General features: G+C 44.2%; 33 protein-coding genes. 3 read left to right on the plus strand and 30 right to left on the minus strand.

Going from position 1 to position 22,080, the window contains the following annotated elements; translation table 11 throughout:
- Positions 1-20 precede the first annotated feature (20 nt).
- The 23 genes from AC4G47_RS22245 to AC4G47_RS22355 all read right to left on the minus strand — a co-directional run bounded on the left by AC4G47_RS22245 (position 21) and on the right by AC4G47_RS22355 (position 12,960).
- Positions 21-590, minus strand: coding sequence for a phosphoglycerate mutase family protein (locus AC4G47_RS22245; protein ID WP_491102708.1), 570 nt, complete (start codon positions 588-590; stop codon positions 21-23).
- A gap of 7 nt (positions 591-597) precedes the next feature.
- Positions 598-1,089 (minus strand): NUDIX hydrolase, encoded by a 492-nt coding sequence (locus AC4G47_RS22250; protein WP_491102710.1) that lies wholly within the window; start codon positions 1,087-1,089, stop codon positions 598-600.
- Positions 1,086-1,271 carry a hypothetical protein gene (locus AC4G47_RS22255; protein WP_491102712.1) on the minus strand — a complete coding sequence of 62 codons (186 nt, stop codon included), beginning with the start codon at positions 1,269-1,271 and terminating at the stop codon, positions 1,086-1,088. The genes AC4G47_RS22250 and AC4G47_RS22255 overlap by 4 nt, the downstream gene beginning before the upstream one ends.
- A gap of 41 nt (positions 1,272-1,312) precedes the next feature.
- Positions 1,313-2,149: an adenylyl-sulfate kinase gene (locus AC4G47_RS22260; protein WP_491102714.1), complete on the minus strand. Its 837-nt coding sequence runs from the start codon at positions 2,147-2,149 to the stop codon at positions 1,313-1,315.
- Positions 2,150-2,217: 68 nt separating this feature from the next.
- Positions 2,218-2,667 carry a hypothetical protein gene (locus AC4G47_RS22265; RefSeq protein ID WP_491102716.1) on the minus strand — a complete coding sequence of 150 codons (450 nt, stop codon included), beginning with the start codon at positions 2,665-2,667 and terminating at the stop codon, positions 2,218-2,220.
- Positions 2,668-3,066: 399 nt separating this feature from the next.
- Positions 3,067-3,333, minus strand: a complete 267-nt coding sequence (locus AC4G47_RS22270; protein WP_491102718.1) for a hypothetical protein — start codon at positions 3,331-3,333, stop codon at positions 3,067-3,069.
- A 50-nt stretch (positions 3,334-3,383) separates the two neighbouring features.
- Positions 3,384-3,794, minus strand: a complete 411-nt coding sequence (locus AC4G47_RS22275; RefSeq protein ID WP_145320067.1) for a hypothetical protein — start codon at positions 3,792-3,794, stop codon at positions 3,384-3,386.
- On the minus strand, positions 3,791-4,237 hold the full coding sequence (locus AC4G47_RS22280; protein ID WP_491102720.1) for a LytTR family DNA-binding domain-containing protein: 447 nt from the start codon (positions 4,235-4,237) through the stop codon (positions 3,791-3,793). Before AC4G47_RS22280 ends, AC4G47_RS22275 begins: the two co-directional genes overlap by 4 nt.
- Before the next feature lie 206 nt (positions 4,238-4,443).
- Positions 4,444-4,944: a hypothetical protein gene (locus AC4G47_RS22285; protein WP_491102722.1), complete on the minus strand. Its 501-nt coding sequence runs from the start codon at positions 4,942-4,944 to the stop codon at positions 4,444-4,446.
- Between the two features lie 24 nt (positions 4,945-4,968).
- Complete coding sequence (locus AC4G47_RS22290) at positions 4,969-5,472, minus strand: DUF4188 domain-containing protein (protein WP_491102724.1); 504 nt, start codon at positions 5,470-5,472, stop codon at positions 4,969-4,971.
- 36 nt (positions 5,473-5,508) lie between these two features.
- On the minus strand, positions 5,509-5,667 hold the full coding sequence (locus tag AC4G47_RS22295) for a hypothetical protein (RefSeq protein WP_491102725.1): 159 nt from the start codon (positions 5,665-5,667) through the stop codon (positions 5,509-5,511).
- 24 nt (positions 5,668-5,691) lie between these two features.
- Positions 5,692-5,961 (minus strand): hypothetical protein, encoded by a 270-nt coding sequence (locus AC4G47_RS22300; protein ID WP_491102727.1) that lies wholly within the window; start codon positions 5,959-5,961, stop codon positions 5,692-5,694.
- 488 nt (positions 5,962-6,449) lie between these two features.
- Positions 6,450-7,073, minus strand: a complete 624-nt coding sequence (locus AC4G47_RS22305; protein WP_491102729.1) for a hypothetical protein — start codon at positions 7,071-7,073, stop codon at positions 6,450-6,452.
- Positions 7,074-7,295: 222 nt separating this feature from the next.
- Positions 7,296-7,709 carry a hypothetical protein gene (locus AC4G47_RS22310; RefSeq protein WP_491102731.1) on the minus strand — a complete coding sequence of 138 codons (414 nt, stop codon included), beginning with the start codon at positions 7,707-7,709 and terminating at the stop codon, positions 7,296-7,298.
- Between the two features lie 31 nt (positions 7,710-7,740).
- On the minus strand, positions 7,741-8,256 hold the full coding sequence (locus AC4G47_RS22315) for a GNAT family N-acetyltransferase (protein WP_491102732.1): 516 nt from the start codon (positions 8,254-8,256) through the stop codon (positions 7,741-7,743).
- A 249-nt stretch (positions 8,257-8,505) separates the two neighbouring features.
- The gene (locus AC4G47_RS22320; RefSeq protein WP_458125912.1) at positions 8,506-8,937 is read right to left on the minus strand and encodes a hypothetical protein; all 432 of its coding nucleotides are present in this window, start codon (positions 8,935-8,937) and stop codon (positions 8,506-8,508) included.
- A 122-nt stretch (positions 8,938-9,059) separates the two neighbouring features.
- Positions 9,060-9,260, minus strand: coding sequence for a hypothetical protein (locus tag AC4G47_RS22325; protein ID WP_458125911.1), 201 nt, complete (start codon positions 9,258-9,260; stop codon positions 9,060-9,062).
- Positions 9,261-9,269: 9 nt separating this feature from the next.
- Positions 9,270-9,638 (minus strand): hypothetical protein, encoded by a 369-nt coding sequence (locus tag AC4G47_RS22330; RefSeq protein ID WP_491102734.1) that lies wholly within the window; start codon positions 9,636-9,638, stop codon positions 9,270-9,272.
- A complete protein-coding gene (locus tag AC4G47_RS22335; protein WP_458125909.1) occupies positions 9,614-9,973 on the minus strand; it encodes a hypothetical protein in 360 nt (119 codons plus the stop codon). The genes AC4G47_RS22330 and AC4G47_RS22335 overlap by 25 nt, the downstream gene beginning before the upstream one ends.
- Before the next feature lie 475 nt (positions 9,974-10,448).
- The gene (locus tag AC4G47_RS22340) at positions 10,449-11,285 is read right to left on the minus strand and encodes an IS3 family transposase (protein WP_491102736.1); all 837 of its coding nucleotides are present in this window, start codon (positions 11,283-11,285) and stop codon (positions 10,449-10,451) included.
- Positions 11,273-11,542: a helix-turn-helix domain-containing protein gene (locus tag AC4G47_RS22345; protein ID WP_491106761.1), complete on the minus strand. Its 270-nt coding sequence runs from the start codon at positions 11,540-11,542 to the stop codon at positions 11,273-11,275. The genes AC4G47_RS22340 and AC4G47_RS22345 overlap by 13 nt, the downstream gene beginning before the upstream one ends.
- 167 nt (positions 11,543-11,709) lie before the next feature.
- Positions 11,710-12,198: a cysteine hydrolase family protein gene (locus AC4G47_RS22350; RefSeq protein ID WP_491102737.1), complete on the minus strand. Its 489-nt coding sequence runs from the start codon at positions 12,196-12,198 to the stop codon at positions 11,710-11,712.
- 51 nt (positions 12,199-12,249) lie between these two features.
- Positions 12,250-12,960 carry an AAA family ATPase gene (locus tag AC4G47_RS22355; RefSeq protein ID WP_491102738.1) on the minus strand — a complete coding sequence of 237 codons (711 nt, stop codon included), beginning with the start codon at positions 12,958-12,960 and terminating at the stop codon, positions 12,250-12,252.
- Between the two features lie 287 nt (positions 12,961-13,247).
- On the opposite strand from AC4G47_RS22355, the gene AC4G47_RS22360 reads away from it, so the two are divergent.
- From AC4G47_RS22360 to AC4G47_RS22370, 3 genes are read left to right on the plus strand one after another with little or no spacing between them, the layout of a single operon-like run.
- Positions 13,248-14,132 carry a PRD domain-containing protein gene (locus AC4G47_RS22360; RefSeq protein WP_458125904.1) on the plus strand — a complete coding sequence of 295 codons (885 nt, stop codon included), beginning with the start codon at positions 13,248-13,250 and terminating at the stop codon, positions 14,130-14,132.
- A complete protein-coding gene (locus tag AC4G47_RS22365) occupies positions 14,129-14,635 on the plus strand; it encodes a PTS sugar transporter subunit IIA (RefSeq protein ID WP_336760379.1) in 507 nt (168 codons plus the stop codon). The genes AC4G47_RS22360 and AC4G47_RS22365 overlap by 4 nt, the downstream gene beginning before the upstream one ends.
- A gap of 30 nt (positions 14,636-14,665) precedes the next feature.
- On the plus strand, positions 14,666-16,120 hold the full coding sequence (locus tag AC4G47_RS22370) for a PTS transporter subunit EIIC (protein WP_491102739.1): 1,455 nt from the start codon (positions 14,666-14,668) through the stop codon (positions 16,118-16,120).
- A 151-nt stretch (positions 16,121-16,271) separates the two neighbouring features.
- Here the strand turns inward: AC4G47_RS22370 and AC4G47_RS22375 are convergent, their stop codons facing one another.
- The 7 genes from AC4G47_RS22375 to AC4G47_RS22405 form a co-directional block, all read right to left on the minus strand.
- Positions 16,272-17,285: a GtrA family protein gene (locus tag AC4G47_RS22375; protein WP_491102740.1), complete on the minus strand. Its 1,014-nt coding sequence runs from the start codon at positions 17,283-17,285 to the stop codon at positions 16,272-16,274.
- A complete protein-coding gene (locus AC4G47_RS22380; protein WP_491102741.1) occupies positions 17,282-18,295 on the minus strand; it encodes a phosphodiester glycosidase family protein in 1,014 nt (337 codons plus the stop codon). The genes AC4G47_RS22375 and AC4G47_RS22380 overlap by 4 nt, the downstream gene beginning before the upstream one ends.
- A 383-nt stretch (positions 18,296-18,678) precedes the next feature.
- Positions 18,679-19,635 carry a radical SAM protein gene (locus tag AC4G47_RS22385; RefSeq protein WP_491102742.1) on the minus strand — a complete coding sequence of 319 codons (957 nt, stop codon included), beginning with the start codon at positions 19,633-19,635 and terminating at the stop codon, positions 18,679-18,681.
- A gap of 765 nt (positions 19,636-20,400) precedes the next feature.
- Positions 20,401-20,601 (minus strand): GNAT family N-acetyltransferase, encoded by a 201-nt coding sequence (locus AC4G47_RS22390; protein ID WP_491102744.1) that lies wholly within the window; start codon positions 20,599-20,601, stop codon positions 20,401-20,403.
- 8 nt (positions 20,602-20,609) lie between these two features.
- A complete protein-coding gene (locus AC4G47_RS22395) occupies positions 20,610-20,789 on the minus strand; it encodes a GNAT family N-acetyltransferase (RefSeq protein ID WP_491102747.1) in 180 nt (59 codons plus the stop codon).
- A gap of 139 nt (positions 20,790-20,928) precedes the next feature.
- Complete coding sequence (locus AC4G47_RS22400) at positions 20,929-21,390, minus strand: GNAT family N-acetyltransferase (protein ID WP_458125899.1); 462 nt, start codon at positions 21,388-21,390, stop codon at positions 20,929-20,931.
- A gap of 25 nt (positions 21,391-21,415) precedes the next feature.
- A complete protein-coding gene (locus tag AC4G47_RS22405) occupies positions 21,416-22,030 on the minus strand; it encodes a histidine phosphatase family protein (protein ID WP_491102749.1) in 615 nt (204 codons plus the stop codon).
- Positions 22,031-22,080 lie beyond the last annotated feature (50 nt).

The following is a 22,080-nucleotide window of genomic DNA, read 5'->3' on the forward strand; positions in this document are numbered from 1 at the left end:
GACGGGATCTCCTTTAATCGTTAAAAGTTCCTGATCGTGTACTGTCCTGCTTCACCAAGAAAATCACTTTTGGTTAACCCTTTTTCTCCGAGTAAAATCCTGTAGTTCGATATCGTACCGTCATGTGAAATGATAAACGTATTGCCGCTCTGTTTCCTGCACCATTCAAGAAGCTGTTCAGCTAATATCCCGAATCGTTGTGCATTCATCTGATTAATACTTTCTTCCCAACAGTCCAATCCCAATTCAACCATTCTTATGTCAGTATACTGATTGCTGAGTTCTTCCTTCGTATAGATCTGATCGCAGACGAAAGGAACAAACTCCGGATTCTGAGGAAACATTCTTGGGCCAACCAGCGGGCTGAAGAACGCAAGATTTTTGTTAGGGATTAGAAGGAGTGCTGTTTCGATCGTACGTTTCGTTGGACTAACCAAAATGACGTCTTCAGGCGCAAAAACGACTTGTTTACGCAATGCTATAACCTGACTTTTTCCTAATTCAGTGAGGCCAGGGTGCAGGCAATTTAATTGGTTAGGGTAATCTATCAAGTGTTCACCATGACCATGACGAATAAATGTAATGTTCATAAGCCCTCTATTTCTGAATGAAGTGTCTGATGCCTTTTGCATCAAGAAGGTTACTCAGTTCCTTTTTCAAAAACACAGGATAAACTTCCATCTGCTCTAGTTCGTCCAAAGAAAACCATTTGAAAATTAACTTACCGTTATCTTCTAGACCTTTGAATTCAATTTCACTATATAGCTTATGGGCTTCCGGCAATGTGATGATATAATAAAAACCAACTTCATGATATTTCAGGCCATCATATTCAAAGAAATCTTCACTAACAAATGCGAGCCTTTGCGCTTCTACATGAACACCCAGTTCCTCCGCCATCTCTCGCACAATAGCCACTTCTGTTGTCTCGTTTAATTCCACCCGCCCTCCGGGCAGATTCCAGAAATCGTCCTGTTCAGTCGTATGCAAAAGAACTCTTCCTTTGTCTATCACAATACCTGCCACACGAAAGTTGAATTTATTGTTTTGCTGCTCATACGATATATTTTTGTTTTCTGAATTACTCATCTCGCTGACCATCCATCGGACAATCCATCCATGAATCCCATGATGAATGACGGAATGATGAGTACGAGCAATAAAATCAAACTGGCTATGCCCCATCTAAGAATTACTTTCCGTTTGCTTCGAATACCTATAATAATTAAGATTGCGGTTGTTGCAATTAAGGCTATTTCATAAAATGTCATAAAACTGACCTCCGGTATGTATTCGTATTTCATTAAGGTTATTACAGAATCTTTTCTAGTTTGCGCCTACAAACCTCGCGGTCATAATCCGAATTATCCATCCATACCTTATCCATCTGAAGTAACCCATAGATTTCGGACTCCAGCTTCTTTCTTTCCTGCAAAACCTGTACCGTACCCCGAACACCCTGACAGCCCTGCGTTTGCCCAAAACCCTGATTCGTATAATAGTCAATAAAGCCCTCTGACCATTCTTTTGGTCTTTCACTGACCGCCTTATCAAATGTATATGATATATCCTTCTGGTCGATATAGATGAGAAGCGGATTCAGAGCATGAATGATACGCCCCAGTTCCAATACATACTGCACGTTCTGCTCTTTGGATTGATTACATTTAACAAGACCCATGGTCAGTGGATTCTGGATAAAACAACATTCAAATATCGTGATGGAGTCATCATTCGTGCTTAACAGGTTTTCAGTAAAATTCTGCCACTTCTCGGTGATCAGCTTTACATTTTGTGCAAAAGAAATTTCGTAAATATCTCGGCTAAATATATCCCCCACCACCTGATCGGGAAGCTCTATTCCCCGTTGTTCTTTCATCTTACGGTATGGGATCAGAACACCTTGATCATAGGCAATCGCATTACTTTCCAGAATCTCTCTGTAATCTTCATACGTGGTTAGTAGGGCCTCGAAGTCTTCAGCATGATAAAAAGCAACGCCTTCGTAATCAGCAGGGTGATCCAGGTTTCCTTCCTGAAATAGTTGTACCTGCTTGCCTTGACCTATCAGGATTTCGGATACCATCTTGGCAATCGTAGACTTGCCCGAACCTGGCAATCCTTCAATGAGTATTAATCGCCTTGCCATCATTACATCATCCTTACTCTTTATTTTGTGTGATGTTATGGATTTTCCATGTGTCAGACACTATGTTATTAATCAATATCTGCAATAACCCATTGCGCAGAATCGCCATCTTCTTTCTTTTTCCAAAACACCATCGTATTGCTATACTCTTCGTTGTTCTCTTTTAACTCGTTAACCGTCACCACTGCCTGATAGAGCTTCCTTTGCTCCTGTATAGTTATATCGCTCATGGAAGTAATCTTGAGAACTTTGTATCTTCCCATGCCCGATATAGGAGATTTTGGATCAAAAAGATTCATATATCGCTTTTCATCCTCTTCGTATAAATAACGCATACGCGCATTCATAAGTTTGACGATTTCCAATTTGTCACCGGTATAGTTTGTTTCATCGAGATACTCTGGTGGGATGTCTTCTTTCTCTTGGACTATTGATTGTTGTGCGTTTTCAGTGTTTTCCTTGCTCTGACAGGCAACCAGAAATAGAAACAATAATGAAAACAACGTTAGCTTCTTCATATTCCGTCCTCCAAATTGCATTCATCTACTCTCCCATTCCTCTCAAAATCATGAGCTGCGTTGGGCGTTGGATTCCACCTGTTTCTTCCAGATCCATCATAACCCATAATGTGGGATTTGCGAATAAACGAAATAAGGCACCTCTGTTTATATAGTACTTCCCACAAAAAAACACGCTGCTCTGCACGAGTTAGATCATGCAAAGCGCGTGGATATCAGCTGAAATTTCATCCAACTTTTGTAACTGTCCACCATCCATCGAGCTATCTATTCAATAACATATTCATTATACCGATGGCTTCAATCTGGATCTCGGTTTCTTCATTATCCGTAAAAAGGTAATCATATGTTGAAAAGATCCCCATCTGCCGTATATGTCCGCCTTTAAAATGAAGCCGTTTACCCCGTTTCTTGAACAAAAATATCTACCTTCTTCGCCAAAACCCACCCATTCAATCCATACGAGGATGAGATCACCATGTACTTGTATTTCTCCTCCATCAGCCGGGTTTGCAATTCGTCGTAAGAATCATAATTGACAGGCCAACCATTACCCTTTCCCGACTCTAACAACTCTCGATTATAAGGAATAAAATGCTCTATATCCCACTCATCCAGATCCAAAATAATGCTGCCATGCAGCGGTATATCAAACGCATGCGCCATTACACCTGCAAACTTGGCAGTTCTTCCTCGTTCATACTTATTCCCCTTACCTACTTGAGAATGTTATTTAACTCTTCCGCTTTTTTCCTGCTATCCATTCTAGCATAAAAATAGAAAGCGATGATGTGCAGCACAATGGATAACAACCACATGCCGGGGAACCAGGGAGCAATCAAATGGAACATATCCGTGGAGAATAACCATACGATCCCCATGCCTCCTGTAATGCTAAAGGTAGAAGATATAACAATATTCCACATCGGTTTCAACGTAAAATAGTTCCAAAGTACGTTGTACATCACACCAAATAATACAGCGGCAATTGCTGAAATGCCGGCAATATTCCACAGATAGCCCATTTCGATGGGTTGATCATTATAGAATAGGGTCAATAGCAAGGTCACCCAGAGTGAAGTAACGGTGAATACTTGAAAAAAGGACAGCCTAAGCTGCATCATCATGATAATTTCCCCCTAAAGTTTTTAATATAAAATCGACTGACAAAGTAACTGGAGCTATCGCTCAGATCTACCTTAATCCGAGCATGGTCTGTTGCAGAGAATGCGGTGATATACCGTGTGTTGATGATCGTTTGATTATTAATTTTCACAAAATGGACGTCATCCAGGTCTTCTTCCACAAATTTCAAACGTTTGTTATGCAGGTATCTCTCACCTGTAATCACACGTACACAACACATCCGATCCTCTGACTCAATGGCGACCACCGAGCTCAGTTGAATCTGTACATTGCGATTGTTCTTGGCATGGATGACCGTTAGTTGGGTTTCCGATTGGCCGATCGCTTTCTGAATCCGATCCCACTTCGACTTCTCTTCAGGATGAGTTATGACTTTGACCACCCTTTTTTCAATTGCTGTGTTCTCTTCAAAAATGACTTTCACGTGTTACCCTCCTCTCACAACTCATATTACAAGCATAGTTATGACTATCCCACTGTATTGCGTTTTGTTGCATGATTTTGCAGGTTTGTTGCATCGGCACTGCTTAGATAATAAAAAGAACCACTCCATAGGAGCAGTTCTACTATGTACTCATCCAGAGCATTCAAGGCATGAGCTATTCTTTTTTATCAAGGTGCTGCCTTAACCTACTCAACCTCCAGATACATCTCCTGATTTTGCAGAATCATCTTGTTCATGTGTGTTATAGCTGCTTCTGCCACGATCTGATATGCAGCATATAATGCCTCTGTTCTCTGGAGCAGGATTGGGTCCTTCTCCAGATCCGTTGGCAGCACCTCACGCCACTCTTCACCCACTTTATTTTTGTCCGTAATGAGACTTTCTATCTGGTCCAGTACAGTTACCATCTCATCTAAATGAAAAAAGTGCATCCCATTTTTAATCCCATGCCAACTCTTGATTTCAATGATGTTATACGCCGAAAACCAGTAAAATTCTGCCAGACTCTTTGTGTGATTGTGATAGGAATAGAACAGAAATAAGGCTTGTTGCCCTTCGTGTAACTGTCGGTATATCTCTGTTTTGGCTGCCATATCTCTGCCTCGTACAGACACAAGCATCGGTTCAATGCACAACCAGCTAAGTTGCTTAGAATGTATATCTTCTGATCGTAATGTAGCCTTCATAACATGCTCCTCTCTGTTCAACGTTTAAGGATTCTCTGGTGCTTCCACTGCCGGGTCATTCTCTCCGCCCATTCTGCGTCTGGATGTTTCCATCCTGCCTGTCGCTGGCACATGTTCAGACGCTTTAGCTAATCCGAATTTTGGCATGTTGGCGTATATGGTCTCGAAGGAACCTGACTGAGCTTTGTATGTCTCATGGTAGATCCCCACAGTTCCATCGGAACCAATGGAGCGGTTGAATCTTTTCCAGGCTTCCAAGTGCAGTCCACCCCGTGCGTATTTCTCCAATTCATCGTAAGAGCGCCAGTATTGTAGTAACGTCACCCCGCGCCAGCTTATAAAATACTCTGTACTCAGAAATCCAGTCTCCGGATTCGTATACAGTTCTTTAATCATCGGGCCCATGGAATTAAAGACAGGCAGCCATTTGTGTATAGCCCACAAACGATTGATCCTCATTCCAATTATAAAAACAACGAATTCTCCCTCAATCTGAGCTGAATATCTTCCCTTATGTATGTTCGCCACGCACGTCACTTCTCCTCTCGTCAAAAACATTCGATTTCATCTGATCTGAACGACCCTTCCAATCCGCTCATAGGCATCCAAGGGGAAATCAAAACTCCACCTTTTGTGATATTCCTCGGGTCCCAGTTCCTTCAATTTGCTTAATTCCCTGTAGAACAGCTTGGTTAACTTGACCAGGGTTAGCTCTTCAGACATGAGTAACCGACCCTCTGTGACGGCTTAAGTGCTAAAGTTATCACTCATCTCATACACCATAAATTGAACGATTACCTGTGAACGTTTCTTGATCCAGAATCGATATTCTCCAGGTTCGGTCTGCATGGTCATGGTTACTTCAGCTGCTCCTTTGTGCAATGCAACGATATGCCGTGCCACCTCATCAACCGCATCCGACAAAAAAGAAACCGGAATCTCAATCTGTTCTCCTTGATTAGGTTGGATCGTAATATCCATCCATCCGTGTGGTTCAAGCGTCATAACGATGTCCATAGTCATCCTCCTTTATGCGATTCTATGATGCAGAATTAACTGAAGACCATGCCTTTCATTACAGTTATCTTCTAATGAGTCAGGTGGTAAAGCCATGCCCCGATATCCTTACCAACGGCATACACCAAATTTAACACAATGATTGTGTTCATGCCCCTTGTATTATGTTTGTTTCTCTGCTATTAAAACTCTTACGATGCTTGTCGCATTTTTGAATTTCATTCTGTTATTCTTCTGTTGGTGGTCCCAACCATGTCTTATTGCATATTGAATAAGGTTGGATATCAGTTTGGGTTCATAGACAAATATATCCCATGTATCTTCCCAAGCAACATCGAACTCTACAAATGTAGATTTAAGCGCATTCAAATATGCCCGAATGACGATATCGTACGCTTGCTCATCCACAACGTACAGGAACAGTGTATCATTCACTACAATTTTGCGTACTTGTTTCCTGTATACCTTCAGGTAAATCCCTCCCTTGCTTACACAGTGCTGCGTAAATCTTCATACACATTCCATTCTGTATACAATTGTTTTAGCGCTAATCCTGTTGTATGTATGAACTTGTCCATAACTTCCATAGATAAAATATTTAAGTCACCCAAGGGTTCGTTATCAGGATTAGCTAAAAACTCAAGCTTCTCTTCCCTATACTGATACACCTCAGATTCCAGTAATCCACCTATCTCAAATGCTTTTCCCACGTTCAGCTCATTTAACCATTCAAGGACCCCGTTCCAATTCCGTAGAATCATAAACTCCAGCTTCGTGACATCCTGTGTATACACGCTTCTTCCATTGGGGTGGACTTCATATGCAGGATAAATATCGAAAGTCCACACGCGATCCGTATAGATATGGGCGATGTAACCGCACAGATATTGCAGGAATTTGGGATCCCTATAAGCTAACTTCTTATTGGACTCAAAAAATCCTTTAAGTTCTTCGTCTGTTGCGAACCTTCCTGCCTCTGGCATGAGGTGGGTTTTTGCCTTCTCAGTACGAAGATTAGTTCTTACGTGAATGGAATCAGGAGCGAGGCTACCCAATAACAATTCAGGGGATGGCTTGGATATCAATTCGGATGCAATTGCAAAATGAACCATCGGCCAAGGCATTTACAAACTCCTTTCTTTATTAAAAGGCTCAACTATGATGTTCTACGATTTACAAAGCTAAGTGCTCACTCTCTTGTACATGTGTCAATTCAATATCTGTCCAATCCTCTTAATTCATCATAACCCATGTATTGGTAAATGGAAATTGAAAAAGATCCTGTCCACCTCCTAACTCAGGAGAAGCAAATAGGATCTTGATAATAAATTTGGTTATATTAAAAAATCTTCGGTATTCAGAAATGATGTCCCTTCTTCTCGGTACTTCTCTATAACGTCATTGGTCACATGAGCATGCCGCAATATGCCCATATAGTCTGTACCTGGTTTCTTCGGTCTATAGTCGGAATCAATCGAGTAAATATTGAAATGCACCTCATCTTCATCCTCTGACACATCTGTTTTATCGAAAAGTGCAATCACTCCATCTTTGCCAAGAAACCTAAATGGAGATTCCTGACGCTCTATAATATAAAAAGGATATGTGATATTCTCTATCTGAATGAATTCCTGATACGCCTTAAGCTCATCAGGTATTAGATCCATGTACTGTCTAGCTACATCTTCTGCCTGAAATACACCTGAGACCCACTTCCAATTCCCCTTGGTTGCTACGATAATAAACAAACGAATCACCTTCTAATTTTAATTAGGATATCTATATTCCACGCACAAAAGTCTGGGACAAAATCTGATGGCTGCCAGCGATGTTGTCAATCTCAATGCTATATTCAGACTTGGTATATTCAATCTGATGCTGCTCATAGTATTTCTTCCAGAACGAGACCGCTGCTCCATTGTTAGCAAGCTGTTCTACTTTGAATGTACCCCAAAATTGGGCAAACACCAAGTCAATCGCTTGTGCTGCCAGCCCCTGACCGCGATACTTTTTGACCAGAAATAGCTCCTGCACCGTGTAATCCACATCTTCTGGCACGTATGGAGGTGAGCACACCAACACGAATCCAATAACTTTCCCATCATATTGAATCAAAAATGGATATAATTCATCGCGTTCCAGATAGAGATACGTGTTCGTTGGATCATATGTGCCCTCTTCAAGCAGATCCTCACCAGAAAATTCGGACAGGTCATATAAATACAAGTTATACAGGTTGAGGAACAGTTCCTTCTGTTCTGCCAAAATGCTCGTGATTTGTACGTTCATCTTCATTGCACACATCTCCCTTAGTTAGTTAGTTAGTGTTCCATCACGACCTTACCGATGTCCACAGCCTGCTTGCTGTGCCCTGATCTCAATATATCGTTTCAATCACGGCAGATATAGGCAAAGTTTGATTTAAATCGTGAAGTAACCATAACTGTCGTTGTGGGGATGTACATATGTGCATAAAAATAGACCCTTTACAGGGTTGGTCAAGACCCCATTTTGTAAGCCGACAAGCTTATCCATTGAACTGAATCACTTCCCGGTAAACGGGCAAATATACTGATCTCGTGTCTCCAGGACAGCATTTTCAGCTTGGTTCGGGTACAGCACTTTATACATGGATTGTTTTGCGGCTTCTATTATTTCATCAGTCGCCAGCTCTTCCTCACTCGAAAAGCTTCGGTAAATATCCCAACGTTCTTCCGCGTAACGCCGGGGATAGTCAACGATTCTGCGTTCCCGTTCCCATTGTGTACTGGGGGGCTGTGGGGAGCTGGCTTCCGGAACAGCGTCTTTTTTCATTCTATCTTTTACGAAGGCTCCGGGGGTTAGGCCCGACTGCTCAATTTCGTTCCATTCTTCTTTTATTAGCGTGAGCGAAACTTTCTTCGTTATCCCTTGGGACGGGCGGCCAACGGGTCGCCGTTCTTGGCTATTTGGTGATCGCATTAAATGTTTCATCATTTTCGCTTATTTCTCGCTGAAAGAAAAAAAGCATCTCCAGGAGATGCCTTTTTCTTGAGTAGAAACATTGTTAGGATTGCTACTAGGAATCATGCGTCCTAAATTGAGGAAGTATAAATATATTACTCTCTTTTTTCAGCATCTAATCGCCGACGAAATACCAAAGCCGAGACAGCAAATATAATAAAAGATAATGTTGAAGCAGCAGTAACCATCTTCAACACATTTCCTATTGGGGGGTTAAATAACAGAGCAATTGAGATGATTAAAACGGCACCAGTTAAACCCATTCCCAAAATCGAGAACGCTAAAATCTTGATCATCGAATCACCTCACAGGTAATTGAAACAAGCTACTGCTCCAGCGATACCACCAACACCAAGAGCTGCATATGCACTAATACATGCAGCACATATCGGAGCAGTCACTGGTGTCGGTACTGCACACGAACCACCGCACGCAACAGCAATAATATAAGCCACCGTACCACCAACGCCAAGCACTGCTCCAAGACAACCTGCCACTGCGCCTACACTCTGCGGTTGAATTCCAGAGTTAACTGGCTCTTCTGCAAGCATTTCTTCATCTGTGATATAAGGTCTGTCAGTGTCCACGGATTTAACAACTGATCCATTCAAATACGTCTCAACTCGGAAGTTTCCTGCCTCATTCTTGGTCACCAACATTTCATTTGTATGCAATACGTATTATCCTCATCGAAGAATACTGTTACGTTACTAGGAAGGCTATAATCCCCATGCAAAGGAACTGTAACAACCGTAACTCCACCGCCAACCGTGTACACACTCGATTTTTCCAAATCAAAAGCAGACACAGGGGCGATATTCTCAATTTCACCTGCTTCTACTCCATGTAGCGTTGCATCGATCAATTCCTTGGCTTCATTACCTATAACTACAGCAAAATCTTGGCTGTTATCCGCTTGTGCTGTAACACTCAAATTTGGAGATAAACTTAAACAGAAAATAGACAAAATCATTAATACTGGCAAAAAGACCTTTTTCGCCTTTAACATAATTAAAAAAACTCCTATTTTTTAATATTTCGTCATAACATTTCCTCTTCAAGATTGATACCATCTGTATGCAATTGCTTAGATACCAGTTCGATAGCCTAGGCCCGAATTTGGATTTCTTTTCCTGCCCTGAGTTGGTCTCCTGACACGTTGCCCATTAAGCTGAAGCTTAGGGCAAACGTACCCGCAATTAACCAAGTCTTCTTAAATTTCAATAACATTCACGCTCCTTATAACCAGATTTGAGGATTCCCCTCACATATATAGACACCCAAAAGGAAAATAGTTACTTTTTTATTTATTATTTTGTCATAAAGTCCAAAAAAAAGTTAGAATAACTGCCTATAAGGACGACAAACCGTAGAAACAAATTCCACATACTAAGTACGAAAACCCGTCCCTAAAGGTATACATAAACATAAACACGAACAAAATATAGTGTTGTGGTCATGCTGCAAAGAGATTAAAAAAGACCCTAGGCGGCAAACTGGCGTCGGTACTCCACCGGCGTCAGTTTTTTTAGTTTTCGTTGTGGCCGTTTTCGGTTGTAAAAACGAATATATTTCTCAGTTTTGCTTTGTGCTTCGGCGATCGTTCGGATATGATAAGGGTAGAGTCCTTCCGTTTTAAGATGCGAGAAGAAGCTCTCCATGGAGGCATTGTCTAGGCAATTGCCTCGACGAGACATGCTGATTTGGGCGCCAACCTTTGACAGCATGTCGTGGTAAGCATGAGACGTGTACTGGAATCCTTGGTCGCTGTGAACGACCAGTCCGGTTACGTCTTTTTGCTTAGCAAACGCTTTGCTGAATGTGCGGAGCACGAGTTCATTGTCGTTGCGTTCGCCGATTTCGTAAGCCACAATTTCGTTATTATACAGATCTTTAATGGCCGAGAGGTACACCCAGCGCTCTCCAACACGATACTGGGGAATGTCGGTTACCCATTTCTGGTTTGGCTTTTCCGCAGTAAAATCCCTTTTCAAAGGGTTCTCTGCTACACGCTCAGCTACTATATACGATCCTCTAAAACGTCTCTTACGGCGAATTCGAGATTGAATCCCGAGTGCTTGCATGAGACGAAGCACCTTCTTATGATTCATCCAAATCCCTTGATCTTGCCAGAGGAATAACTGAATCTGCTGATAGCCATATTCCCCTTCATAACGCTGATAAGCTTGGAGCACTTGCTTCTTTGCCTTCGCATCGCGATCGATTCGTTTGCGCTTTAAATAGGCGTAATACCCACTTCGGGACACACCTAACACGAGAGAAAGTTTCTCGATATTTCCGCATGCGGCTACTTTTTCCATGATCTGATATCTCTCTTGTTTGCTTCCTCCTTCCAGATTGCCAAGCACTTTTTTAGCAATTCATTCTCCCGTTTCAGGTTTTGCACATACCGATCCTGACTCACATATTGCTTCCGACGCCTCCGCCCATCCAGTAGTCCAAACTCACCTTGCTCCCTATATTTCTTCATCCACTTTTTCACACGATCTGCATCCTGAATCTCCAAGTGTTCCGTAATTCGGCGATACGTCCATTTCTCTTCGACGTGAAGACGAATAGCCTCTTTTTTTCATTGCAACAGAGTACGTCTTAAACTTTTGTCCCATAAAAATACACCCCCTAGAATTTATCGGTTAAACCCAGGGTTTTTTCCAATGTCTATTCTAAGGGGTGCACTTCAGGTCCGGTCGGTGCCTTGTCTTTATTTTTCACCAAGTATCCAACTTAATGGATTAGATAATCAACCACAGGATATGAGATCACATTGCGATCCCTGTACGTTGAAGTCACAGCTTCGGGATGTGTACTAAGAATTCCATTTTGTAACATCACCGGACGGAAACCTCGCTCCATCGCACCGTTGTAGGTGAATAGAACACATTCCTCTGCAGCAAAACCGGCGATAATCACCAATTCAATTCCGTGACTCTTCAACACCTGTTCCAGATCAGTTTGCCAGAAGGCATTGGAAGCTTCTTTGGTAACTGTGATATCCTTCTCATTCACATCTACCTCGGGAATAATACGATATTCTTCCGGTGGTGCCTCCTCCATGCCCTCCACATCCTGCACGTGAACGACCACATGATCATTTGAGCGTAGCACGTTAGCCACATGGTTAATGTACTCGCAAGCATGGTCTATGGATCTTTGATCCATCTTTTTCCGCACAATACTCTCTTGCATATCAACAATTAAAAATCCTACTTTCATCCAATCTCTCCTCATAAAATGTAGTATTAATCTTGGTATCGCAATCTCAACTTAGTCTTTAAATAATTCATTCAGCATCCGGTCACGGTTCTCCAGAAAGCTGCGGGTAATCTGGTAGTGATCGGTATCCTCATAGACTACCTCTTGAATATGGTTATCGTCAAAACTTAAAATCTCCGCCCCCGGATACCCGAGTAAAATGGGTGAGTGGGTCGCAATAATGAACTGCGAAGTGCCTGACAGATCATGGAGAATCCGCAACAGGGAGAGCTGTCTTGCTGGAGATAAAGCGGCTTCGGGCTCGTCGAGCAGATAGATGCCTTTGGAACTGAAGCGGTTGACGAACAGGTTGAGAAAAGACTCGCCATGGGATTGTTCATGCAATGAACGCCCGCCATAATACGGAAGCGATGCCGGCATCTCATCGACATGCGATGCGAATTGATAGAACGATTCAGAGCGCATGAAGAAGCCATTCGTTATTTTGGGCAACCATGCCAGTCTGAGATAACTCCCGAGCGAGGATTCCGAAGCATGTGTCTCATAGGTATTATTCCTGCCGCCCCCTGCGGTATTGAATCCACATTGATGAGCGATGCCTTCCAGCAGCGTAGATTTCCCTGAACCATTCTCACCTACAAAAAAAGTAATGTTATTCGTGAGCTCCAACCGTTCCAAGGACCGGATCGAGGGGATGTCAAAAGGGTATTGATCCCGATTCTCGATCTTGGACGACAAGAGTTCCACACTTCGAAGATACATAGGCATGCTCCTATTCATGTTAGATTTGGCTCCATCTCCTTTTCGTTTACACATTCCCTATATTAAACGACGAACAGATGGATGACAAAATTATGGTTGACAGTGGCAGATCAGCTTCTATATTATGTAGGAAGAACGTTCTGCATAAAAACATAAATGAATTGGCGTGTTACCACCCCAGAGGGCATGAGCCAAGAAGCGAACATGAGACTATACTCGCTTCTTGGCTCTTTTTGCGTTCCGGAGGCATGAAAGCGTTAACTTTAGAAACGAGGAGGCGGTGAACCGTGAGTAAAGGAATGATTCTGCAGGTGGAGCGGGTCGTCGGCAGCAATATTGTTCTGGCCCGGTCGCACCAGAATACCAAGGAGTACGTACTGATCGGCAAAGGGTTGGGATTTGCGTTCAAGGTGGAAAGCACCGTTCAGGCCGATGATCCGCGGATTGAGAAAAGGTTCCGGCTGGAAGACCGGGAGGAGTGGGGGCAGGCGCAGGAGCTGATGAAGGACTTGGACCCCAATGTCATCGACATCTCTGACCGAATTATCCGTCTCATCGCTGATCAGTTTCCCGGGAAGCTGAATGACAAGATCTACCTTGCTCTTCCGAGTCATATTCAGTTCACCTTATATCGTATCCGCAACGGGATGGAGATTCTGAATCCTTTCCTTACGGAGACAAAGCTCAGTTTTCCGAAAGAATTCGAAATCGCCTTGGAAGCGGCGGCCATGATCGGAGAGGCCTTTGGCGTAGAGGTACCGGAGGATGAGGCCGGGTTCCTGACATACCATGTGTACTCCTCCGTAAATCACGTCCCTGTCGGACAGTTGGTTAAGGTATCCAATGTGATCAGCAAGCTTCAGTCCATTATTGAAGAGGAGGGTGGCGTTCGCTTTGAGCAGGGCAGCCTTAGCCAGGCAAGACTCATGATACACCTGCGCTTCTCCATGGAACGCCTGTATCAGCAGTCGATGACGGCCCCCACCTTCGCACAATATGTGAAAAATGAATATCCGTCCGAATACCAGCTGGCCAGAAAACTGAGCGCTGTAATGGCCGAGGATTTGGGTACAGAAGTGCCCGAGGAAGAAACGGCTTTTCTCGCCATGCATTTATACCGGCTTTTTCAAACCCATGCCAAAACCAACAACAGAAAGGACCACACACAATGATCTGGAAATGGAAAAACAACAAATCTGCTAAAACATCTGAAACAATATCCGTCGCCTCCCCGCTCACCGGAACCTGCGTCAGTTTGGAAGAAGTACCCGACGAAGCGTTCGCGCAAGGACTTATGGGACCGGGAGTTGCAATGATTCCCCAGGAGGGCAGGCTGGTCGCCCCTATCGACGGCACTGTGGTGCACCTGATCAAATCGCACCATGCCGTAATGATTGAGCATGCTTCCGGGCTGCAGCTGCTGCTGCATATCGGTATGAATACTGTCAGCCTGAAAGGACAGGGCTTCACACCCCAAGTGCAGACCGGGGATCAGGTCACTATCGGTCAGACCCTGATTGAATTTGACCTGAATGCGATCACTTCGGCCGGTTATCCGGTCATCACCCCTGTCATCGTTGCAAATGCGGCAGAACAGCCGTGGGAGTCGCACCCGGAGTATGGCAGCGTAGAAGCAGGCAAGGGAACTATCATGAAAGTCAGCTTGTCCAAATAACCTAAATCAAAAAAAGAAAGGAAGAACAATATGCTGAAATCACTGCAAAAGCTGGGAAAATCCCTGATGCTTCCTGTAGCAACCCTGCCTGCGGCAGGTATTCTTCAAGGCCTCGGTCTTCTTAATTATGAAAAGGACATTCCGCTCGGTCCCGTGATCGGGGGATTCCTTAATCAGTATGTAGTTCCATTCCTGAATGAAGGAGCGGGGGCGATCTTCGGTAACCTTGCGCTCATCTTCGCCATTGGGGTGGCAATCGGACTGGCGGGGGATGCGGTCGCCGCGCTTTCCGCCCTGATCGCTTATATGGTGCTGACGCGGATTCTGGGAGCCGTTCCAGGTGTATTCGGCTACATTCCTGACGATGTCAAGCTGGATATGGGCGTATTGGGCGGGATATTTGCCGGACTGCTTGCAGCCTATATGTATAAAAAATACCATAATATCAAGCTTCCTGACTGGCTCGGCTTCTTCTCCGGCAAACGCTTTGTGCCGATGGTCACCGCCGGCTCCATGCTGGTGTTGGCCATCCTGTTCGGCATGGTCTGGAGCCCGATTCAGGATGCCATCGGCGCTTTCGGCGCCTGGATTGTAGGTTTTGGCGGCGTTGGCTCCATGGTGTTCATGATCGCCAACCGCCTGCTCATTCCGCTCGGTCTGCATCATGTCCTCAACTCCATCGCCTGGTTCCAGATTGGAGATTATACCAATGCAGCCGGGGAAGTCGTGCACGGCGACCTGACCCGCTTCTTCAACGGAGACCCTACTGCAGGCATGTTCATGTCTGGCTTCTTCCCGATTATGATGTTTGCTCTTCCGGCGGCGGCGCTGGCCTTGATTCATACAGCCCGGCCTGAAAAGCGCAAAATGGTCGCTTCGATCTTTATCGGCGCAGCGGTGGCTTCGTTCTTAACGGGTATTACCGAGCCGCTCGAGTTCTCCTTCATGTTCGCGGCGCCTCTGCTGTATGTGGTGCACGCTATTCTTACCGGTGCAGCGGCCCTGATCATGTACCTGCTGAATGTTAAGCTGGGCTTCGCCTTCTCTGCAGGTCTGATCGATTACCTCGTGAACATGAAGCTGTCGACCAATCCGCTGCTCATGATTCCGGTCGGACTCGCATTTGCGGTCGTCTATTATTTCCTGTTCCGGTTCATGATTATCAAGTTCAACCTGAAAACGCCGGGGCGCGAGGATGACGCTTATGATGCCGCTCCCCCCACTGATACTTCCGCCGTGGCAGCGTCTGCCGACACCAAGGCTGGAAAAGTGCTCGCCGAGATCGGGGGAACAGATAATATCGAGAGCATTGACGCCTGTATCACTCGCCTCCGGCTAGTTGTTAGGGACGACAAAGCCGTCAACGATCGGGCGCTCAAACTGCTTGGCGCTTCCGGCGTCATGAGGCTCGGTGGTGGAGCTGTGCAGGTCATCTTCGGCACCCAGTCCGAAATCCTCAAGGATGAGATTAAGAAGCTGATGTAACGCTCGTCCTCCTGTGAGTGTAAAAGGTCGAGAACAAGGGTATGCTTACCCCTGTTCTCGACCTTTTTGGTTAACCAAGAAGCGCAGGATATTCTTTTGAAACGGTTTTGATTGAAAAAAGAGAGCAGGCTATACGCCCACTCTCTCTGTGTTAATAGACAAATCTGCGCTGCGCCCAGTAGCTGAACAGGAAGATGGATACCTCGGTCAGCAGCTTGGCTGCGAGTAGCGGGATAATCAGTTTTTCATTATAAAAATACAGTAAACCGTAGTTTAATAGCAGCACCAGAATGACCAGTGAAAAGTATTTCGGTAGTGACAGGCGCACCTTGGACGTTTTCCCGGCAGAGAATACGTACTTCCGATTCATCGTATAGTTGAAGATGGAGCTGCACAGTCTTGCTGCAACGACTGATAGAAACAGATTATGCGTGAAATACTGAATGACGAATAATAATCCAAAATCAATCAGAGCGGACAGCACCGAAGATGTGCTGAACATCAGGATTGGCATATAGATCCGGAATGAATCCACCAGTGGGCGGAAATGAGAGGACTCATTGTGATCCAGATACACCGTATCTATAAACTCTTCCGTAATTTCATACCCTTCCTTGTGTGCCGTTAACAGCATGTTCATCTCGTATTCAAACCGATCCCCCGGAATCTGGTTCAGCCAGTCCAGCATGGAGTAGGGGAATCCGCGTAATCCCGTCTGCGTGTCATATACTTTGGTACCTGTCGTGAGGGAAAAAACCGCCCGTGTGACTGTGTTGCCAAAACGGCTGCGTGCTGGGATTTTCCCGCTGAAGCGACGGCTACCGAGTACAATTCCTGGTGTCGTCTGTCCAAGCAGGACTTCGAAGATACGCTTAATATCATGTGGCAGATGCTGTCCGTCACTGTCTGCGCACACCACACCGCTCTGAGGTCCATACTCCTTAATATGCTGAAAGCCTGTCTTCAAGGCCCTTCCTTTGCCCAAATTGATGGGATGTGTCAGAACCGTACAGCCATAGGCTTCTGCCGTTTCAAAAATTCCACGGTACCCGGGGCCACTGCCATCATCCACAATCACAATGGGACCAAGTTTAAATGTTTGCAGTTGCAGAACGAGATTCAGTAAACGTACATCGGGTTCATATGATGGAATTAATATCGTCATGATCCTTGCCCCTCCGTCAGATATAGAATGTCACTTACCCCACGTTCCTGATTACGACCCAGCGGGTTATTGACGACTCTGCCCATAAAATACATTGTGGATGAACCACCGCCGTCCAGATTGTAGGCTTCGGTTGCTCCGAGGCCTTTCATGACATCAGCCAGTTCCGCTAGAGTCATGCCACGGCTGTCATCCTGCCGTCCGTCCACCACCACGAAGACGTAATGATTCGGAGCAATCATGCCGATCGCTGTTCTTGGATTCGCATCCTGGATGGAGCGGTTACCGAAGTTATTATCGATTTTCACACTGCTAAAATCACTGACGATCTCGCCATTCTGAATCAGAATCGGTCCAAAGGATAGTGTATTGGTTGCACCTTCGCCCAGCAGTTCCGAGGATGAAATCTCGTTCTCGTTATATGTTTTCATCGTACCGTCGTTGAACAGGGCAAGTGCGTCCCGCGTTGGGCTGTCCCGGTACAACGTTCCATTTCGGATAATGACACCATCTTCACGGAATCCGTAGTAGTCACCATTAATGGCAAAGATCGCATGATTTGCAGCGGCAATCTCTGACGTATTTTCGGTAATGTTCGTTCCAAAACTATTGTCCGCCAGCGCAGTTCGCAGACTGCTTGCATCCGTCAGCTGAACATCGGCGACATAATATGTAATCTGATCCGACCCGGAACCGGTCTGTACCTTTTCAATACTGACCTTCATATCATCACTCGAGTAATTCCAATCATCTGACGTTGCATTCACTTCCGTCGGGATCGTCGAAGTGCTGTTGGAATCATTGGCGTTGTCCGTTGCTGCCGTTGCCGTGTTCTCATCTGCTACAACCACCTGTACATGCCGGATCAGGTAACGGTCCGCCAGGCTGTACAGGATTCCACCTACCCCGAGCACGATGACAAGTGTAATAATGAGCCATCGGCGCTTTCTTAGGGGGATCGGTCTTTTATGTGGGTTTTTCCGGGTTGGTTTCTCATAGATCTTCATCATGTGAAGCTCACCTCTTCATCTAAGTTCTTAAGGCCATATTAGGCCTGGTAGCTTAAATGAATCTGAAACCATATCAATTGGACTAAAGATTATTTACACTGACACTACGATGACAGAACAACCTTCCAATCGCTGTTACCCCCAGATTTTCTTGATTCCCTTTTCTAAAGGGGAAAATCCGGGGATAAAGGCGAACGCTTCGCTTTTTCAGGTTTTTTCTGTCCTCTCCGTTATTGTGTAAATGAATAGTTCAATCCAAAAAGGCCATCCGTTTTCCCATTGAGGAAATCAGATCACCTGGATTTCAATCTATACAATCTTAACGGTCACTAATATCGTGTACATATTTCGTTCAACATACATATCTTCAACAGTTCTTCCTGTTATGCGTCTGCAAAAAGTGCATCGTACGCGGGACAAGGCCGCTTTTCCAGGAATTCTGTTAACGCCGGCGGCTGTTGGGCATAGATATCCTTCAACGACGTTCCATTATAGATGTTACCAATCACAACAGGGTGGCATAACTCACAGATAAGAATATCCCCGTTGCCGTGCAAGTGCAGCTGTTTCGTGCCATCCACACAATTAGAGAAATACACCCCAGGTTGTTCGCTCAAATTCAACTGTTCAGCAAAGCGATCCATACAGGTAAAATAGAGCGTTGTATCCGGCTTTTTATGTTCAATCAGCTCCTTAACAGATCGAACAAGGGACTCTCTCGAGACAATCTGACTCCAATCCGTATGTGGCATCTTAATGCTGTTCTGGATCTCATGGATGCGCACCCCCAGGTCATACACCTTATCGCTAATGGTCTGCATGTTCGCTTGGTTACCTTCAAACAGTAACGTTTCCAATACCGTCTCCAGACCGGCTTCCGTGCACAAACGGATGTTCTGCTCCAGTCTCTCATACATGCGAGGATGCACACGGTAGTACGCAGCATAGGCCTCCGCATCCGTATAATTGAACGAGATATGAATGTTGGACAAGCCTGCATCACGCAACGCAATGATCCGTTCTTCTGTCAGCAGACTGGCATTACTGTTCAATTGTGTATCGATGCCATGTGCCGCGCAGTACGTAACGATCTCCAGACAATCCTTATATTTCAGGGTTACTTCACCCCCGGACAATCGCACTCGCTTGAGACGAGGAAGCTCACTAATAATACGGATGACTTCCTGACTATTAATGCACGCTCCATCATCCCGATTGTAGGCGCAGCAATAGTCGCATTTATAGTTGCAGTTCGATGTCACTCCCACCTCAAGCCCTTCCAGCTCATATACGCCGGGTGTCTCCAGTTCGAGTGATTTATATCTGTTTTTGGCTATCAATTCGTTGTACCTCCTGGTTCCTTCATTCATTCCACGTTTGGATAACTAGAGGATTATAGAGGAAGGAGCCTAGTTGACGATATGACATTATGTACGCTTCTTGCCGGAAAACAAAATCCCCCCCCTCGCGAAAGAAACTCAACACCAAACATATTACTTGTATGGCGCTGAGTATATCATAGTCAGTTAGGGTGATTTTAGTTATTTCTTGCCTTAGAAATGCCTACTACTAAGCTAAGTATAGTAGCATTAATTATGTTTGCCCAATGATCGATCTCAACCCAAGTCCTATGCCATAATAACATATTGATTCCGATAAACAATATGGCAGAGAGTATGAAGAATCCTAAGAAGTTTTTAAGGAAAATTTTCAATTTCATTTTAATTCGCTACATACCCGTTTAATTTTTTCACAGAAAGAATCTCCCTTCAAACTTCATCATTTCACAAACAACCCTTAAATGACTATATATTCTATTTTATAGTATTAAATAGATTTATTTGTATTATTAATGTTGACATAAGGTAAAATTAGATTAATGTTCCTCGCTCACCTGACTGGAACGGATTGAATATCTATTCCCCCCTGAAAATGCAGAAGGAGGCAGACCCTATAAACCCAATCGAGATGGCATCCACGATACCCTCTTTGTAATGAATTCTCCTATCTTTGCACTGGTAGACATTCACGTTCTTTATTTAATACGAGTATAGAAGTCTTCTTTTAAAATAGCACTGGCCTGAATTCGCTCGAGTCCCACTTCGTCAAACCCAAAATGGGACGATTCGTTTCACGACTTCGGTCATGATGCCTTGATTCCAATATTGGTCAGATAAGACATATCCCAGCTCGACTCTTCTGTTATCGCTATCACACCCTAAATAGTTACAACTACCAATCAGCCTCTTGCTTTGCTTATCTTCAATCCCCCATGGGCCTATTAGATCTATCTCATACCGAGTCATGACAAAATCTAAAAAAGCTTTTGTGTCTTCTTTGCTCTGATGCGCGTCCAGGTGGTGAATTCCGAGATAGCAGGTACAGCACAGTAACTATACATATCCTCCAGATCATCATAGCTAAGCGGCCGGAGCAACGTTCGTTCGGTTTCTAATATCGGAAATGGTTCGAAGAAGCTTTCAATCGTTCTCATAGATTCATCCTCCCTTTAATTCACTACACTGACATCTATAACAGATAGACGAATATCGAAATAACCAGCACTAAATTGTAATTCTTTTTATCAAAAAAATTAATCCCTTTCCTACGTATTATCAAAGATGTCCTTCGATCTACAGATCCTTATATACCAATTCTCTATATTGTGTATATCCGTTCTTCTCATAGAAACCCTTCGCTTGATCATTCCTCGACCAGTAATCTAGTTCAATTTTCTTAATATGATTCAAGCCAGCAATTTCCTCCACTTTGTCCATCAATCTCTTCCCTAGTCCTTTACCTTTGTACTCCTTCAGAATATTGAGTTGATGAATATAAATGGAACGATATGCTTTCTTGAAAGCAGTCTCGTTATACTCCTTGATCTCAAACCAGATATAACCGAGTACATTCTCAGCTTGTTCAAGAACATAGAACTGGAAATTCGCGTTAGTCATGATAGATCTAAAGAATTGATTAACTGCATCATAATCATATGCTTTGAAATGTTCTGGATACATGGTGGCGTGCAGAGTCTGCACTTCGTGATTAAGTCGACTTATTAGCTCGTGATCCAGTGTTTGTTTGATGTTCATCTGAGTTCCCTCCAAGGTAAAACAATTAATCTAGATGACTCAAGCCATTTGCGCTGCTAAATTTCCAACCATGCCTTCCTTTTTCAACGGTATGTACACTGGTGTTGTCCATGGGATAAAAGCTGGATTTATTGCTCCATTCCCTATTCTCAAGCAGATAATACAGGATGTTAATCACTCCGCCGTGAGTAATTAACAGAACATTGGACTTTACTTTTTCCTCCTCCATACCTTTGAAAAGACTCTCGAAAGCTGTGCTTATCCGGCTATAAAAATCCCTTGGACTTTCTCCTCCCGGAAACGGGGAATCCATCTCAAGGGTGTTGAAATAAACGCCTGGGTAATTCACTTCAGCATCCTTATGTAGCATGCCTGCCAAATCTCCGTTATTCATCTCCCTCCAATCTTTCATTAAACTAGCCTGCATGTTTAATTTCTTCTCAATTTCCCGTGTTGTCTGCACTGCACGAGGAAGATCACTGCTAATAATCGTATGTATGTTGTACTCCTCAGCGTGATGATGTAACTGCTCTCCTAGTTTCTTGGATTGATTGATTCCCTGTTCCGCAAGTCCACGCTCACTCCATCCGCCTCGATACCCTTCCTCATCCATCCCATGCCTTACCAGATAAATTTTCAAGATCTCTCCTCCTTTTCACTTCTTTAATGAACAGAATACCTTTACACTGT

This window comes from Paenibacillus sp. Negev47 (assembly GCF_058313655.1).